We start from the raw sequence: 15,491 nt of genomic DNA on the forward strand, positions 1-15,491 counted from the left end.
TCTTGTTTAGGCTGATGAATATATAAGCTAGCTGTATTTTATCTCTCAGATATAATCGTGTATAACATTCAACACAATAAGCCAAACTTACTCTTGCCGAGTACGATCATGACCACTCTTGAACAATCATTAGCTCAAATCCCTACTTTTTCCGTTATTCATGAGCACTTATTTAGTTCGGCTCAACCCTCAATCGAACAACTAAAACTGATTAAAGAATATGGTTGCAGTATAGTCATTAACCTCGCTGTAAGTAATGCACCAAACCATATTGAAAATGAAGATCGTATTTGTTTAGACCTCGGTTTAAATTATATCCATATTCCAATTGACTGGGAGACTCCATCTGCCGAGCAATGTTTATTGGTACTCGATCTCATTGATCATTTAGTTCAGAATGAAATCGTCTGGATTCACTGCACTAAAAACGATAGTACTAGTTGTCTCATGTATGTCTATAGACAGTTTTATATGAATATGGACATGCCTACTTCTCAAGATTTACTCCACGAGATTTGGGAACCCAATGAAACTTGGACAGGGCTTATTCATAGTATTACCTTACAGCTAAAAGGCCGTAAGGCAACTCTTGAGCTTCAGCAGTCTTTACAACAAGCCGATCACTTGGTGTGATGAGAAACTAGAACAGTTGCTGTAGCTAAAATTCCTTCTTGACGACCGGTAAACCCAAGTTTTTCGGTTGTCGTTGCTTTAATACTGATTTGATTAATATCTACATTTAAAACATCAGCGATGCTTTGTCGCATTTCTAAATTATGCTTAGCTAATTTGGGACGCTCACAAGCCACCGTAATATCAGCATTATTTAACTGATAACCACGGTCTAAAATTAATTGGTAAACATGCTTTAACAATACTCGGCTGTCCGCACCCTTAAATTCTGGGTCCGTGTCAGGAAAATGTTGTCCAATATCTCCGAGTGCCAAAGTACCTAACAAAGCATCGCATAGGGCATGGAGCACCACATCACCATCAGAGTGTGCTTTCAAGCCATGTGTATGTGGAATTTGAATACCAGCCAATGTAACGAAGTCCCCCGCTTCAAAAGCATGCACATCCATTCCTTGTCCAATGCGAATTTGAGCAACCATATAACTATTACCTCCCATAAAAACTTAAGAAATCTTGTATTCAGCCTTTCTGTTTCGCTATAGTACACCTAGCAACGTAGACTGAAAGTATAAGCGATCATGCTGTCTAATACTGATATGAATCAATTGAAAAGATTAAGTTTTGCCGTGGCACTGAGTTGTTTATGTTCATCTCTTGTCTTTGCAGAATCAACTGACTGCTCTAATTCTGGAGCTGAGCTTAAAATCTGCTCAAAAACATTTAGTGAATCGAGAAAGGAACTCAATAATAAATATCTTTCTGCATATTTAGTTACTGATGCTCCCTTACAGCTTTTACAGGATACACAAAAGTTATGGTCTAAACATACTCAGCAATGCAAGAGTAATACATGTATTCAACAACAGTTTGATTTACGTACTGACGACCTAAATTTTTATGCATCACTTAAGCAAACGCTGACCCAACATTATCTTAAGTTTGAAGATGGACACCTAGCAGCACAGCCTGTTCACATTCAGGTCCATCAGCTCGCAAAGGATAAAATTAAGATTGAAGGAATAGCATACCGCAATCCAAATAACCGCAAAGAAACTCAAACGATTTCTTTAATGGCCTATAGTTCGCCTGAACAAAAAAGTGAAATTTTAGATAATGAACATAACTGCAAATATCAGTTTAATTTTCAAAAAGCTTTACTTAATGTGAAAACCCAACAAAAAGGCTGTGAGCGGTTTAGCGGAATCTACCGATTATATGATTAGTACGTAAAATAAAAGCCAGTGTTTGAACACTGGCTTTTTACTTTCTAGGCCGGATATTTTTGAGCAATATCCTGACCGACTAAAACAGCAGTAGCCGCTGATAAAGTCCACCCTAAGTGCCCATGTCCTGTATTGTAGAAAATACGAGGTTGTTTAGACTGCTTCACCACAGGCAGCATATTAGGCATCATAGGTCTTAAACCAGCCCAAGGCACCACGTGCTCCGTTGAAATATCAAAGTTACGGTTTACCCAATTCACCAGTGGTTGAATACGATCAGCCCGTATATCGCGGTTGTAACCATTAAATTCAGCAGTTCCCGCCACGCGCAACCGATCCTTACCTAAACGAGAAGTCACAATTTTAGCACTCTCGTCTAGTAAGCTGACCCACGGTGCATTCTTTACACTTTGCTCATCTTTTAATTGCACAGTAATTGAATAACCTTTTACTGGGTAGACATTTACTCGCTCTCCAATCATATCGGCGAGCTGATAACTTCCTACACCACCGCAAACTACCAGCACATCACCTTCAATCTGGATGCTATCGGATTCACCAAGATAAGGATGCTCTGCACTTGGCTGACAACTTACGATCACTTTGTCTGGATGACACTTAATATCTGTGACTTCCAGACCGAATTTATACTCAACGCCGTATTGTTTAGTCTTTTCAGCCAAAGAGGTTGAATATTTATGAATATCCCCCGTTGCATCACTTGGTGTGTAATAACCACCAAAATATTCACCTGTTAATGATGGTTCTATGGTTTTCATCTCATCAGGTGAAACTGAATAGCGCTCCAATTTGCCTTTATTCAAGACATTGTTTACTTGTTTAGCAATCTCATAGTCAGCCTTACTATGATACATATGGAGAATTCCACGTTTCTCCAAATCAAACTCGAGTTGCTCTTTTTCAGCAACCTCAAATAAACGCTTACGAGCAAGTAATGCCAATCGGACCGTCTCGATCGTATTCGCTTCATAGTGTTTAATATGGGATAAGAACTCAACTAGCCAGCTATACTTATGCAAACTAAATGAAGGGTTCAGCAGTAGCGGTGCATCTTTTTGTCTCATCCACTTAAAGCCTTTAACTACAGTAGCTTTTTGGTTCCATACTTCAGCATTACAAGCCGATAATTGCCCTCCATTGGCGAATGATGTTTCCATTGCAGGATATAGATGTCGATCAATCACTGTGACTTGATAACCCAGTTGCGACAATTCATAGGCAGACGTAACCCCTGTGATTCCCGCACCTATCACAATAACATGTGGCATAACAGACTCCTCAGAAATGCAAAACATTTCATCAGTACAGCCCATCTGTCATTGGTACCTGAGAGTTTCGACCCGAACGTTACCTTTTAACGTTTAGATCTTCCCCTTCGGTGAGTTTATAATTTATAAGTTATTATTTTCAATTCTTATAAATCTAAGCTTCTCTCCAGATTTTTTAATTATTACAGTCCTTCTGCCTGAGAGTTTCCGGGCTTGTTGCTCCTTCGGCGGGTTCTTTCGAACCTCTCTCCCGCAATAATTTTGTATTTATATAAGCAATGTATCTGCCACTTTAAAAAAAACGCATTCTTTTCTTGTAAACTTTTGTACTAGTAATTATCAAGTTATAAAGCATTAATTTAATTATAAAAATAAAAAAGGTGAATCTTTACAAATTCACCTTTTGTGTTTAATTAGAGTTTTCCATTGAGCACTGGGTCTGAAACTGTACCCTTCCATTGCTCACGCAAGGTTGGTAAATAAAATTTCTCACCAATAGTGACCAATTCTGCATCAATCAATGCGTGAACTTCGTGCATAAAAATATAATCAAGTGCAACCAAAGAAAGTTCATGATTTTTTTGGGCAGTTTTTTTGCGTTTCACTTGAGCTTGTTTCACTAACTCATTCGCAAAGTTTTTATCTTTATAAGCCGTAATTGCATTTAAACGGAGTTCAATAACACCCCATCCAGCCAATAGCTTTTTAAAAACATCAAAATCTTCTGAAGTTGATTCCCATGTGACATTTTCTAGATCATTATCATCAGGTAAAACTGGCAATAACAGGTCACCTGTACTTGGGAAAATCTTTTTAAGATTTAACAGAAACTTAACAGGCTGATCACCGGGATAATCATTAAATTGCACATGTTGTTGAGTATCTGTCAAATAAATAGAGAGCATTCAAAAATCCTTAGCTAAGCTTCTGTTTTCAACTACTTTATCTTGAATTTTGCAAAATAAATGCAAAACAAAAACAATGTAAAAACAGGACAAGGTGGGCATTTTAACAATTATGACAGCTTATTCAACGCTAATTCGCCATTAATTAGTGAAACTTCCACCCTCTTGATAAAAAGCTCTCCGAAAAGAGCTCTTTGTTGATACAGGTTCAATTCTTGTTACTGCTAAAAGCCGAGCAACCACTAGTCATCAAAAGGTTTTCTTATACTTTAGTTGATACAACTAATAAGACTTTTTGAATAAAGTTGTTCGCTTTACTTCTAAACTAAATTTAAGAAATGAACTCTTCTGTCGTTTTTAACTTAGCAAAAGCATTACTTAAAATTTGGTTATGATGGTCAATTGTTTGCTGAGCATTTAAAGCTACTGAATCAGTTGTTGTATGTGCATCTGAAATTAATATCAATTTATATCCGTACTCTGAAGCAGCCCTAACAGTAGTATCAATACAATACTCAGTTTTCATCCCAGTAATGATGATTTCATCAACATCAAGTTTCTCTAATACTTCTTTTAAAGCAGTATTTTTAAAGCTACTCGGGTACATTTTTTCAATAACTGTATCGGCATTTGGATTAACGGATAACTCTTTAATAATTTGAGTATTCGGTCCATTTGGATCTAAAGGTGTGTCTTTCTCACCGACATGCCGAATAAAGATAATCGGTGTCTCATTCAAGCGGCAATATTCAATAAGGCTAAAAATATTTGAAAGTACGAGTTGAGCATTATGCGGCTTAAACTGGGCGCTAAATAGGCCATTTTGCATATCAATGACGAGTAAAGCCGATTTTGAGTTACTACTGAATTTTCCCATAATCTTTCTCTGTAAAACCAATAATGAGCAGAGAAAAATTAACCCAGCCATTATTGGCTGGGTTTGGTTATCTTATTAAGTCACTTTAATAAAAATCACACACAGCCTTCTTTAGAAGTCGTGGTGGTGGTGATTTTATTCAATAAACAGTTCATTTGTTTTAACTGCCCAAAATTAAAGCGTAAACAACCATACCATAGCTTTTTCATAAAAAACAAAGCTTATTAAGTTTTTATTGTATGAAATACCTTTTTAAGCACACCTAGTTCTTAAAGAAATAATTCATTATAAAAAGCTAATTTATTTAACTGAAAGTAAGTATTCATAGGCTGTTTTTTCATTACTCTCTAATTTAATGACTGCATCAGTTTCATCATTCAAAGTAAGGTTAAATACCTTCTCACCATCATAAGAAATTTGATGGCCCATACGGAATTCTGAATCAATTGACTCAAGAATAATAAAATTCCCTTCGATATTCGAAGCAATATAGTAAGTATTGTTCCGATGAACATATCTAATTGTGTACATCACTATTTAAATTCCATCTAAAAAAATTATGTTTTTTCTTAAATAATAAAAAAGCTTACTTCCTCTTCTCAAGCAGAAATGAAGCTAGCGAAAAAAGATCCGCCCTTCTTTTGATTTCTAGCACTAATCGTTCAGCGCCAAACTAATATATAAATATTACAGAAATACTTAACAATAAAAAACCCCGCCATTAGTCGATACTTAGTCGGGTTTCTTATACCGTCATATGTCTGAGAGAACTAACTCTCACATGGGCTTACTGCTATTTAAATTAATCTTTACACTTAACTTTCAAAACGGCTGCTTTGGTATTCACTGGAATAAGCAGTCCTGAATTATAGACAGTATGATGATTTACAATTTTGTTATTGCTATCCAACTCATCAAAACCCTTATCTTTACATATTTCTTCTGCTTTACCGATTAACTTTGCCCTCAAAGCTTCTCTTGAACCAAATGCATTACTTTGAGCATGAAGTTGATAAACCCCAGAGTTCAGCTCAGCTACCGTAGGTGGAAACATTTGTAGACAACCCGACAAGGTACAAGCTGTTATTGCTAAAACAACTATTGATTTAGTTTTTCCCATTTTTTTGAACTTAAAATAAAATAACGTAACAAAAGTAAAGTCTAGATATGACATTCATATTTCAAGGTATAAAAAAAGCCTACTTTTTCAAGTAGGCCTTCCCCTTATGATTTTTTGCGCTGATCATTCAGGACATTTGTTGTACTTAGCAACTCGCGGATATTACAGAAGTATTTAAGAATAAAAAAGCCCATTAGGAGAGATTATTTACTATTTGGTGAAACCATTTTTTCAGGTTTAACCACTTCATCAAATTGCTCTGCTGTAACTAAACCAAGCTCAACAGCAACCTGCTTCAAAGTTTTATTTTCCTTATAGGCAGTCTTGGCAACTTTTGCAGAATTTTCATAGCCAATCACTGGGTTTAAAGCAGTGACCAACATGAGCGAATTATGTAAGAAGTGATCAATTTTATCCTGATTAGGTTCAATTCCCACGGCACAGTGATCATTAAAACTATTACATGCATCACCAAGCAATTGAATAGACTGCAATAGGTTGTAAGCAATCACAGGCATAAATACGTTTAATTCAAAGTTACCTGAAGCACCAGCCACATTAATAGTCGTATCATTTCCAAGCACTTGCGCAACAACCATGGTCATTGCTTCACTTTGTGTCGGGTTTACTTTACCCGGCATAATGCTTGAACCAGGTTCATTTTCCGGAATACGGATTTCACCGAAACCACAGCGTGGACCACTAGCCAACCAACGAATATCATTCGCAATTTTATTTAAACTAACTGCAAGCGTTTTTAATGCACCAGAAGCAAAAACAGCTGCATCACGTCCTGCCAATGCTTCAAATTTGTTTGGAGCAGTCACAAATGGTAAGCCTGTAAGCAAAGCAAGTTGAGCAGCTGCTTTCACTGCATAGTCAGGATGTGCATTTAGTCCTGTTCCTACCGCAGTACCACCCAATGGTAATTCATATAAACCTGTTAAAGCCTGTTGCAAACGAACTAATCCATGCTCAAGCTGAGAGACATAGCCACTAAATTCTTGACCTAGTGTTAATGGAGTTGCGTCTTGTAAATGGGTACGACCAATTTTAACAATAGACTGAAACTCATCTGATTTTTTTTGCAAAGTCGCTTTAAGCTGCTCTACGGCAGGAATAAGCAATTCATTAATTTGCAAACTTGCTGCCACGTGAATAGCGGTTGGAAATGAATCGTTCGTTGATTGAGCACGGTTGACATGATCATTTGGATGTACAGGTTTTTGTGCACCCAACGCTTGACCTAATTTTTGGTTCGCAATATTGGCAATCACTTCATTGCAGTTCATGTTGCTTTGGGTACCAGAACCCGTCTGCCAGACCACTAAAGGAAACTGTGAATCCCACTTACCATCAATGACTTCTTCAGCCGCGCCCACAATATATTGGCTCAAATCTTGTGGTAACTGTTCAAGTTCAGCATTGGTTATTGCAGCAGCCTTTTTCACCAGCCCCATTGCTCGAATCATGGCACGGGGTAATCGCTCTTGCCCGATTTTAAAGTTCTGTAAGCTACGTTGAGTCTGTGCCCCCCACAATGCTTCATTTGGAACTTCAATCTCACCCATAGTGTCATGTTCAATTCGTGTTTGCATAGAAACCTCAGTTGTCTGGTTAAAGAACTTACGGGCTGAAGCAAGTATTTGCTCTGGCTAGTTAATTTTTAGTATCGTACTCAAGCATTCCATTATTGTAAATAAGAATCATTATCTTATCTTCCATTTAATGTATTTTGATAAAAGCGCCATTCATCTTCAATCATTTGTTTTAACGGACGTTTAGGTGCCCAATTCAATAATGTTTTTGCTTTAGTTATGTCTGCCCCAACTTGACCTAACTCAACATGTTTGTAAATTGCGGGTTGAGTCGGAATTTCAGCTTGGGTTACTTGTGAAATTTCATCTAGTAGTTGACGAACAGAGTGAACTTGATCATGGGCAATATTGAATGCCTCACAGCAATGTGTTTGATCACGCAGCCAATGTAAGCTTGCAGTTACAGCTTCACACACATCTAAAACGTGTAGAAAACTGCGTTCAGTCGTATGATCTGATGTTTCAGCTTGATCTTGTAATTCAATCAAATCACGTTGCATTGCTGCAACTTGCATCGCAAGCGGTACAATATTTTTAGGGAGCTGTGCGACATACTCTCCGAGTACCCCATGTTCAAATGCACCTACAATATTAGATAAGCGCAAGATCGCAATTTTCCACTCATGATCAATTTTATAAGTATCACGGATAATTTCTTCAATCATCTGTTGAGACTTAATATAAGGATTAGGATAAGTGTAATTAAACTCTTCTGTTTCGCTTAATTGCAAACCAGATTTTCCATAAGCTGCAAGGCTTGACAGCTGAATAAAGTGACGAACACCTGTGCGTTGCATGGCACGCAGTAAACTCATGATGCAACTTACATTATCATTATAATATTCAAGAGGTTTAAGATTAGATTCTTCAATTGATTTAAAACCGGCAGTATGAACAACTGCATCAATTGAATATTGCTCGAAGACCTTATTCAATGCGGGTGTATTACGTACATCAAGTTTAACAAATGGAACGTACATACCAGAAATAAACTCTAGCCGTTCCAGCGTTTGCAAGGTTGAATTAGCCAAATTATCGACAATTACCACTTCTTGACCCTGAGCCATGAGACTCAACGCAATGTGTGAACCGATAAAGCCTAAACCACCTGTCACTAAAATCATTGTATACTTACCTTTCTCTTAATGCATCTACGCCCATTTAGACGTATGACCATAGTGAATTCTCAATGAGTACATTACTACTAATTACCTCTGCTCCTACTTCCATCCATGCTTGGCATGCGTTAGGACTTGCTCAGGCACTCAAAAGTAAAAATGAAGACTTTCGTGTATTCTTTTACCAAGATGGCGTGCAGGTTGCTAATGATTTTCAATGGGTTCCTGACGACCAGCGTAATTTAACGCATGAATGGCAAAAGCTTTCGATTCGACTTCCTGTATGTGTGAGTGCTGCCCTCGCTCGTGGTATTACCGATGCAGAAAATGCCAGTCGCCATCACCTTACTCATTACAACCTTGCCAAAGACTTTCAACTGGTCGGGTTAGGTGAACTTGCTGATGCGGTACAGTCAGCATCTCGTCTTATTCAATTTTAAGTTACTTTGTTTGCTTAGATTGTTGCTTTTAAAAGGTATATTGTGTGAAATCTGTACTCGTCATTTTAAGCCAAGCCAACTTAACCAGTCTTCAAATCAATGAAAGCCTTTCCGCTACTATGGTTTTAGCAACCTTTGGCTCACCAGTCAAAGTATTATTGAAAGATGCTGCGCTTAGTCTTTTACAAAATGACCTGAGCTTTAGCCAACTTCACCATGCTTTCAAAGTAGCATCAAATATGGTCGAAAGCTTTGAATTTTATGATTTAAGTCCGATTCTGATCGAAAGCAAAAATCAGCAAAATCCTTTTGTTCAGCAAACAGAACAAGAGCTCGAATTCATTGAGTTAAATAATGAGTTCATTCAGTCTTTTGACCATGTCTTATATTGGTAGATTAAGGTGTAAATTTAATGAATCCATCAACACTTTATCTTGTGCAATCCGCTTATCATAATACACCGAATGTTATTGATGAATTAGGTAACCTTTATCAGAAAGGTGACCAGATTATTTTTATGGGTGATTCTGTTGCACGACTTTCAGCTGAAATGATTCAACGGTTTGAAAGGGTTTCATGCTTAAGCATCGAAAAAGATTTAATCGATACGGATACTTTAGCTCAGATAAATGTATTGGACTATGATCAATTTGCAGATCTTGTTTTAACATTTAATCGCTGTATTTCTTTTAAATAATATATTTAGGCTGGTTTCATGAATTTAGAATTAGACCAAGATGGTCATTTGGTTGATTATACAATCTGGAATCCTGAAGTTGCACAAGAGCTTGCCAAGTCACTTGATATTGAATTGACCGAGTGGCATTTCGAGGTTTTAGCTGCTGTGCGTCAGTTTTATCAACAGTTTGGACATTCTCCAGCAACTCGCCCTCTCATTAAATTTTTAATGAAAACGGTAAGTCCAGAGATTAATAACGCTGTTTTACAGCAACAATTTAATACTGGTTTAGTTGCCCGTCATTTGAGTCGTTTGGCAGGTGTTCCTAAACCAGCAAATTGTTTATAAAGTTAAGTAAACTTTTTGGCAGCAGCGACACATAAAATAGTTGCTGCTGTGACCACTAACATTGACCAGCTCACATGTTCGTGCAATAAAGCCGCTGCAATACCTAGCCCCATTAAAGGTTGTAAAAGTTGTAGTTGGCTTATGGCAGCAATACCACCTTGTGCCAGTCCTTTGTACCAAAAGAAAAAGCCAATGAGCATACTAAACAAAGACACATAAATAAGACCGACTAAAGCTGATGGAGACACACTCTGAAATGAAGCTGGCATATAGAAAATAGTAAGCAACAGCATAAAAGGTAAAGATAAAATAAGCGCCCAACAAATGACCTGCCACCCGCCTATTTTTCTTGAAAGTACGCCGCCTTCTGCGTAACCAAAGCCACAAAAAATAATGGCCATCAACATATAAAAGTCCCCTATTCCAAGTGATGTATCACCAGAAAGGAAGAACATATAGGCGAAAACAACCGCACTCCCTAATACTGCAAATATCCAGAAAAGTTGATTAGGTTTTTCTCCACCTCTTAGTACAGCAAATATTGCAGTTGCAAGCGGCAAAAGACTAACAAAGACAATTGAATGAGCTGCATTCATGTGCTGTAGAGCAAGTGCTGTAAACAATGGAAAACCGATCACGACCCCTAAAGCAACAATGGCTAGAGGCCACCAATCCTGTTTGGCTGGTTTCTTTTGTTTTAAAACCAATATAAGAATAAGTCCTAAAATACCCGCAATTGCCGCACGTGCTGCGGTTAGAAAGCCAGGTTCAAACCCCATTACGGCTACCCGTGTTGCTGGTAGTGACCCTGCAAAAATAGCCACGCCAATAAAACCATTCACCCAGCCATTCATAAACCTATCCATAATTTTCTCCGTCACTATACGAAGAATTTAAGCTGTGCTAAGGTGATAAAACCAGATACAAAGCAGTACAATTTAAAAGAACTGTTATGTATTACTTACCAGTACAGTTGAGATTTTAAGCCCGTGAACCAGAGCAAAACAAAAATTGAAATTGTTATTTCAGAGATTGAGCAACAAATAAAAAATCGATCTTTAATGCCCGGAGCACGCTTACCTTCTGTTCGTAAATTAGCAAATAATCTGGAATTTTCAGTCTCAACAGTTGTAGAAGCGTATGAAAGATTAATTGCTTTAGGCAAAATCGAATCAAGAACTGGATCTGGGTTTTATATTGTCGGCCCTCTCGCACCTTTAGCTTTAAGTGAATTAAGCCCTCAGTTAGAACGATCAGTAGACCCTCTATGGATTTCTCGTCAGTCTTTGGAAGCAAAAGCAGACGTGTTTAAGCCTGGCTGTGGTTGGTTACCCGATGACTGGATGCCATTAGACAGTATTCGTAGAGGATTAAGGGCAGCTGCAAAAAGTTCAGACGCTTGTTTAATGGGTTATTCAACTCCGTTAGGATTACCAGCTTTACGTGATTTATTAGCAAGACGTGCCCAATCAAAAGGAATAGATGCAAACCTTAATCAGGTGCTTTTAACAGACTCAGGAACTCAAGCGATTGATTTAGTTTTCCGGTTTTTACTAAAGCCTGATGATGTCGTTCTGATTGACGACCCTTGCTACTTTAACTTTCATGCATTACTTAAAGTTCATCAAGTTAAAGTGGTTGGAGTGCCTTACACAGCTACAGGCCCAGATTTAAAAGCATTTAAAGAAGCAATTGAGACTTATAATCCACGTCTTTATATCACCAACTCAGGAATTCACAATCCAACTGGTGCAGTACTTTCTCTTTCTACGGCGCATCAATTATTAAAGCTTATTGAGCAATCTAATTTGATTGTCGTTGAAGATGATATTTTTTCAGATTTTGAATATAACGCGGCTCCCCGGCTTGCTGCTTTGGATAATCTTTCACGCGTCATCTTTATTGGAAGTTTTTCTAAAACCTTATCAGCCTCTATTCGCTGTGGTTATATCATTGCAAAGCCAGAATGGATTGATCAGCTCACTGACCTAAAAATTGCCACAAGCTTTTCTCACAATGGCGTGTCTGCAGAAGTTTTGCTTACTGCTTTAACGGATGGTTCTTATCGCAAGCACTTAGAATTACTAAAAGTTCGTTTAACAAAAGCAATGCACGATACCATTACCAAACTAGAACCTTTAGGCATAAAGCCATGGATTAAGCCTCAAGCTGGAATTTTTGTTTGGTGTCATTTGCCAGAAGGTGTTGAAGCTTCAAAAATTGCAAAATATTGTATTAATCATCAAGTTATTCTTGCACCAGGAAATGCGTTTAGCCAAGCTCCCAATGCTGGTCAATTCATACGTTTTAATGTAACACAGTCAAATCATGACCACATTTATAAGACTCTAGCTGATGCGATTCAACAAGAGTCTCTATAATGTATAGCGAGAAAAATTAAGCTTGTTTCTGTTTTTGTTCAATAAATGCAAAATAGCCCGGCCCAGCCGAGACTTGCACTTGTTTGGCATGTAAAGGTTCATGGCAAACCGAACATACCATGACTGGTTCGAACTTATGGCCACAAGTTTTATGACGATACTCTAAAGGTTTGCCTAAACCTTGGTCCATCCATTTATCTGCCCAATTCGCCATAGACAAAATAATTGGATAAAGCTCAAAACCCTTATCAGTGAGGCGATATTCAAAGCGTTCTTGACGATCAAAATAAGGAGCTTTAGCTAAAATTTCATATTCAACCAAACGCTTTAAACGATCTGAAAGGACATGACGAGTTACACCTAATGATTTTTGAAAATCGTCAAAACGGCGTATTCCCATAAAAGCATTACGTAATATTAGCATCGTCCATCGATCGCCAATCACTGATAGCATACGAGCAACCGAACAAGGTTGATCACCGATGTCATCCCATTTCATCTTTATGCATTCCTCGATATTTCCTAGCCTAACGGCCCTATTGTTTATACCCTAAACCACTTACCACGATTTATGCAAGATTCATTATAAAAATAACTTCTTATCAACTTTATAAAAGAATTTTTATTATAAAAAATAGAAAGCTATTATATAAATTCACTTAACAAATATAACTCACCCAATTGTATAGTGAGTTATATCTATTATTACTCATCATTAATTTGAGATGAATACGCCCTTCAAAATATGACCTGCTTCTAGTTTCACACTTGCTGGAATTCGCACCAGACAATTGGCCTGCATTAAATTACTGAGCATGTGTGATTGCTGTTTTGTCAGACTTTTAACTTTAAGTTGTCCATTGTCAAAATAAGCATGCATTCTTAGAAAACGTTCACGCGCATCTTCTTTTAAATCATGATCTAAAATTGCACTAAACCACTCCGGCCCTGCTTGATTTCCCTGCAAAGTGTCGAGCAATGCTTTACCGTAGACTTGCATTGATACATAGACCGCAGCGGGATTACCCGGTAACCCCAGCAAATAACAACACTGATCTTTTTCCGTGTGAGAATATTCAGCAAAAAAGAGTGGTTTACCCGGCTTCTGTTTTACTTTCCAAAAGATCTGTTCAAAGCCAGCCTCAAAAGCGCATGGGCGAACAAAGTCATAATCACCTACGGACACTCCGCCTGTGGTTATGATGACATCATAACTGTCTTTTAACTGATTAAAGTAATGCGTGACTTGCGCCGCCTCATCTGCCACATGAATGAGTTCAATCTCTAGACCGTAATCTTCAAACCAAGCTTTTAGTAATGGACCATTTGCATCAAAAATTTTGCCTTCTGCAAGATCTTCTGCTTTTTCGGCAACTTCATCACCCGTGACTAAAACAGCGACTTTCGGTGCACGATAAACATCAACCGTTTGTACACCCGCCATACTTAAAGCAGCTAAGCTTCCAATATTTAAAAACTGTCCAACTTGGGCAAGCAACTGTCCGTTTTTGATTTCTTCACCCGTAAAACGGATATCAGCTTGAGGGCGTATATGTTCTGTTAAACAAATTTCTTGTACTGAAACGACCTCTACTATTTCTTGCCTCGCAACATACGTTGTGCCTTCAGGAATTTTGCCACCAGTAAATATACGAATTGCCTGTCCTTCACTCAGAATGTCATGACTTTCGCTTCCAGCACGAATCTCGCCAGTAACCTGAAACTTTTGATTATTTAAATCTTCTGCGTGGCTACAAAGTGCGTAACCATCTACAGCACTCTGAGAGAAGCTTGGCAAATTGATTTCTGAATAAATTTCTTTAGCAAGATATCTACTTAGGCTATTTTGAAGAATTTGCTGAATTGAGCCTAATTTTTTAGGTCGGTTATTAATCAGCTCAATTGCTTCATCTACGCTAATCAACCCACGTTCTGCACCACAACCTGACATTATTCATAGCCTCCCGGATGTGGTAAATCACGGCAAACATCAAAAATATGGACTAAGGCAGGTAAAATAGCAGCCATTGATTCGCTTGCTCCACCACGGCTTCCCGGTAAAGTCACCACTAAAGAACGGTCGATAAAACCAGCTACTCCACGCGACATTGCAGCATATGGCGTGCGTTTTTGCCCAAATGAACGCGCAGCTTCCATTAAGCCATCTAGCTTACGCTCAAGAAGTGGCTCTAGCGTATCAACCGTAATATCTCGCTTACCAATTCCCGTACCACCAACGGTCATAATGCAAGCATATGATTTGCTCAACTCAAGCACTAAATCCTTTAGAGTTTCAGCTTCATCGGGCAAAATCTGATAATGAATCGGATCGAATCCTGCCTCGGTTAAAGTTTCAACCACAGATTTTCCGGCAGTATCTGGCTTTCTACCAGCTGCGACGGTATCGGACAACACAATAACAGCAGCCGAAACAGGCTGACGAAGAACGCGCTTAAAGTGTGATTTTCCACCTTTTTTCTTAAGCAATTTACATTGATCCATCCAGAGCTCTTCTGGTTCACAATGTGGTTTTAACATGTCGTAAATGGTTAAACCTGCAAGACTTGCAGCCGTTAAGGCTTCCATTTCTACGCCAGTTGGACCAATGGTTTCGACCACCGTAATAATCTTTACAAAATCATGTTCTAATTCATATTCAACATCTGCACGATAGATCGGCAGTGGATGACACAAAGGAATCAGCTCATCAGTTCGTTTTGCTGCTAAAATTCCTGCAACACGTGCGGTTTTTAATGCATCCCCTTTTTCAGTATTTCCTTGTCTTAATAATTCAATACAGTGCGGTGGTGCATATAAAATTGCTTGTGCTTCGGCAACACGATAACTTTCCGGCTTCATTCCTACGTTTTTCATTATTTA

General features: G+C 38.1%; 19 protein-coding genes and 1 riboswitch. Of the genes, 7 read left to right on the forward strand and 12 right to left on the reverse strand.

All coding sequences use genetic code 11. The annotated features are described in order from the left end of the window. The first annotated feature begins 108 nt into the window (after positions 1–108). Positions 109–633 carry a protein tyrosine phosphatase family protein gene (locus NL42_RS03360; protein ID WP_461311749.1) on the forward strand — a complete coding sequence of 175 codons (525 nt, stop codon included), beginning with the start codon at positions 109–111 and terminating at the stop codon, positions 631–633. On the opposite strand, the gene ispF is transcribed toward NL42_RS03360, so the two are convergent. After that, positions 621–1,112 carry a 2-C-methyl-D-erythritol 2,4-cyclodiphosphate synthase gene (ispF, locus tag NL42_RS03365; RefSeq protein WP_016137875.1) on the reverse strand — a complete coding sequence of 164 codons (492 nt, stop codon included), beginning with the start codon at positions 1,110–1,112 and terminating at the stop codon, positions 621–623. The genes NL42_RS03360 and ispF overlap by 13 nt on opposite strands. 99 nt (positions 1,113–1,211) lie before the next feature. On the opposite strand from ispF, the gene NL42_RS03370 reads away from it, so the two are divergent. Then, a complete protein-coding gene (locus NL42_RS03370; protein WP_461311750.1) occupies positions 1,212–1,856 on the forward strand; it encodes an A1S_1983 family putative colistin resistance protein in 645 nt (214 codons plus the stop codon). 44 nt (positions 1,857–1,900) lie between these two features. Here the strand turns inward: NL42_RS03370 and NL42_RS03375 are convergent, their stop codons facing one another. From NL42_RS03375 to NL42_RS03405, 7 genes are all read right to left on the reverse strand, one after another. Beyond that, entirely contained in the window at positions 1,901–3,145 is a 1,245-nt protein-coding gene (locus NL42_RS03375; protein ID WP_461311751.1) for a D-amino acid dehydrogenase, read from the reverse strand. A gap of 175 nt (positions 3,146–3,320) precedes the next feature. Further along, a riboswitch (glycine riboswitch) is annotated at positions 3,321–3,408 on the reverse strand. A 150-nt stretch (positions 3,409–3,558) separates the two neighbouring features. Beyond that, entirely contained in the window at positions 3,559–4,050 is a 492-nt protein-coding gene (locus tag NL42_RS03380) for a hypothetical protein (protein ID WP_461311752.1), read from the reverse strand. 331 nt (positions 4,051–4,381) lie between these two features. After that, positions 4,382–4,927: a cysteine hydrolase family protein gene (locus NL42_RS03385; RefSeq protein ID WP_461311753.1), complete on the reverse strand. Its 546-nt coding sequence runs from the start codon at positions 4,925–4,927 to the stop codon at positions 4,382–4,384. A gap of 300 nt (positions 4,928–5,227) precedes the next feature. Further along, a complete protein-coding gene (locus tag NL42_RS03390) occupies positions 5,228–5,458 on the reverse strand; it encodes a hypothetical protein (protein WP_004791826.1) in 231 nt (76 codons plus the stop codon). Between the two features lie 271 nt (positions 5,459–5,729). Beyond that, complete coding sequence (locus tag NL42_RS03395) at positions 5,730–6,047, reverse strand: hypothetical protein (RefSeq protein ID WP_461311766.1); 318 nt, start codon at positions 6,045–6,047, stop codon at positions 5,730–5,732. Between the two features lie 203 nt (positions 6,048–6,250). Then, complete coding sequence (fumC, locus tag NL42_RS03400; protein ID WP_004791824.1) at positions 6,251–7,645, reverse strand: class II fumarate hydratase; 1,395 nt, start codon at positions 7,643–7,645, stop codon at positions 6,251–6,253. Between the two features lie 116 nt (positions 7,646–7,761). Continuing rightward, positions 7,762–8,769: an NAD-dependent epimerase/dehydratase family protein gene (locus tag NL42_RS03405; RefSeq protein ID WP_461311754.1), complete on the reverse strand. Its 1,008-nt coding sequence runs from the start codon at positions 8,767–8,769 to the stop codon at positions 7,762–7,764. Between the two features lie 65 nt (positions 8,770–8,834). On the opposite strand from NL42_RS03405, the gene tusD reads away from it, so the two are divergent. From tusD to NL42_RS03425, 4 genes are read left to right on the forward strand one after another with little or no spacing between them, the layout of a single operon-like run. Beyond that, complete coding sequence (tusD, locus tag NL42_RS03410) at positions 8,835–9,203, forward strand: sulfurtransferase complex subunit TusD (protein ID WP_003652216.1); 369 nt, start codon at positions 8,835–8,837, stop codon at positions 9,201–9,203. A gap of 44 nt (positions 9,204–9,247) precedes the next feature. Then, positions 9,248–9,598 (forward strand): hypothetical protein, encoded by a 351-nt coding sequence (locus tag NL42_RS03415; RefSeq protein WP_005306310.1) that lies wholly within the window; start codon positions 9,248–9,250, stop codon positions 9,596–9,598. 17 nt (positions 9,599–9,615) lie between these two features. Then, positions 9,616–9,900, forward strand: coding sequence for a DsrH like protein (locus tag NL42_RS03420; RefSeq protein ID WP_461311755.1), 285 nt, complete (start codon positions 9,616–9,618; stop codon positions 9,898–9,900). 18 nt (positions 9,901–9,918) lie between these two features. Then, positions 9,919–10,230 carry a TusE/DsrC/DsvC family sulfur relay protein gene (locus NL42_RS03425; RefSeq protein ID WP_005306315.1) on the forward strand — a complete coding sequence of 104 codons (312 nt, stop codon included), beginning with the start codon at positions 9,919–9,921 and terminating at the stop codon, positions 10,228–10,230. Between the two features lie 2 nt (positions 10,231–10,232). On the opposite strand, the gene NL42_RS03430 is transcribed toward NL42_RS03425, so the two are convergent. Continuing rightward, the gene (locus tag NL42_RS03430; protein WP_461311756.1) at positions 10,233–11,096 is read right to left on the reverse strand and encodes a DMT family transporter; all 864 of its coding nucleotides are present in this window, start codon (positions 11,094–11,096) and stop codon (positions 10,233–10,235) included. A 123-nt stretch (positions 11,097–11,219) separates the two neighbouring features. On the opposite strand from NL42_RS03430, the gene NL42_RS03435 reads away from it, so the two are divergent. Next, entirely contained in the window at positions 11,220–12,611 is a 1,392-nt protein-coding gene (locus NL42_RS03435; protein ID WP_461311757.1) for an aminotransferase-like domain-containing protein, read from the forward strand. Between the two features lie 16 nt (positions 12,612–12,627). Here NL42_RS03435 and NL42_RS03440 read toward each other — a convergent pair whose 3' ends face one another. The 3 genes from NL42_RS03440 to moaCB all read right to left on the reverse strand — a co-directional run bounded on the left by NL42_RS03440 (position 12,628) and on the right by moaCB (position 15,485). Then, positions 12,628–13,110: a helix-turn-helix domain-containing protein gene (locus NL42_RS03440; protein ID WP_336170168.1), complete on the reverse strand. Its 483-nt coding sequence runs from the start codon at positions 13,108–13,110 to the stop codon at positions 12,628–12,630. 216 nt (positions 13,111–13,326) lie between these two features. Further along, positions 13,327–14,562 carry a molybdopterin molybdotransferase MoeA gene (locus tag NL42_RS03445; RefSeq protein WP_461311758.1) on the reverse strand — a complete coding sequence of 412 codons (1,236 nt, stop codon included), beginning with the start codon at positions 14,560–14,562 and terminating at the stop codon, positions 13,327–13,329. Beyond that, positions 14,562–15,485, reverse strand: a complete 924-nt coding sequence (moaCB, locus tag NL42_RS03450; RefSeq protein WP_133973013.1) for a bifunctional molybdenum cofactor biosynthesis protein MoaC/MoaB — start codon at positions 15,483–15,485, stop codon at positions 14,562–14,564. The genes NL42_RS03445 and moaCB overlap by 1 nt, the downstream gene beginning before the upstream one ends. Positions 15,486–15,491: the final 6 nt, after the last annotated feature.

It is taken from the genome of Acinetobacter sp. GN11 (genome assembly GCF_054823985.1).

Bases quoted from the DNA above. Each gene is read 5' to 3' on its own strand.
- NL42_RS03360 (WP_461311749.1), top strand. From the start codon at position 109: ATGACCACTCTTGAACAATCATTAGCTCAAATCCCTACTTTTTCCGTT.
- ispF (WP_016137875.1), bottom strand. From the start codon at position 1,112: ATGGTTGCTCAAATTCGCATTGGACAAGGAATGGATGTGCATGCTTTT.
- NL42_RS03370 (WP_461311750.1), top strand. From the start codon at position 1,212: ATGCTGTCTAATACTGATATGAATCAATTGAAAAGATTAAGTTTTGCC.
- NL42_RS03375 (WP_461311751.1), bottom strand. From the start codon at position 3,145: ATGCCACATGTTATTGTGATAGGTGCGGGAATCACAGGGGTTACGTCT.
- NL42_RS03380 (WP_461311752.1), bottom strand. From the start codon at position 4,050: ATGCTCTCTATTTATTTGACAGATACTCAACAACATGTGCAATTTAAT.
- NL42_RS03385 (WP_461311753.1), bottom strand. From the start codon at position 4,927: ATGGGAAAATTCAGTAGTAACTCAAAATCGGCTTTACTCGTCATTGAT.
- NL42_RS03390 (WP_004791826.1), bottom strand. From the start codon at position 5,458: ATGTACACAATTAGATATGTTCATCGGAACAATACTTACTATATTGCT.
- NL42_RS03395 (WP_461311766.1), bottom strand. From the start codon at position 6,047: ATGGGAAAAACTAAATCAATAGTTGTTTTAGCAATAACAGCTTGTACC.
- fumC (WP_004791824.1), bottom strand. From the start codon at position 7,645: ATGCAAACACGAATTGAACATGACACTATGGGTGAGATTGAAGTTCCA.
- NL42_RS03405 (WP_461311754.1), bottom strand. From the start codon at position 8,769: ATGATTTTAGTGACAGGTGGTTTAGGCTTTATCGGTTCACACATTGCG.
- tusD (WP_003652216.1), top strand. From the start codon at position 8,835: ATGAGTACATTACTACTAATTACCTCTGCTCCTACTTCCATCCATGCT.
- NL42_RS03420 (WP_461311755.1), top strand. From the start codon at position 9,616: ATGAATCCATCAACACTTTATCTTGTGCAATCCGCTTATCATAATACA.
- NL42_RS03425 (WP_005306315.1), top strand. From the start codon at position 9,919: ATGAATTTAGAATTAGACCAAGATGGTCATTTGGTTGATTATACAATC.
- NL42_RS03430 (WP_461311756.1), bottom strand. From the start codon at position 11,096: ATGGATAGGTTTATGAATGGCTGGGTGAATGGTTTTATTGGCGTGGCT.
- NL42_RS03440 (WP_336170168.1), bottom strand. From the start codon at position 13,110: ATGAAATGGGATGACATCGGTGATCAACCTTGTTCGGTTGCTCGTATG.
- NL42_RS03445 (WP_461311758.1), bottom strand. From the start codon at position 14,562: ATGTCAGGTTGTGGTGCAGAACGTGGGTTGATTAGCGTAGATGAAGCA.
- moaCB (WP_133973013.1), bottom strand. From the start codon at position 15,485: ATGAAAAACGTAGGAATGAAGCCGGAAAGTTATCGTGTTGCCGAAGCA.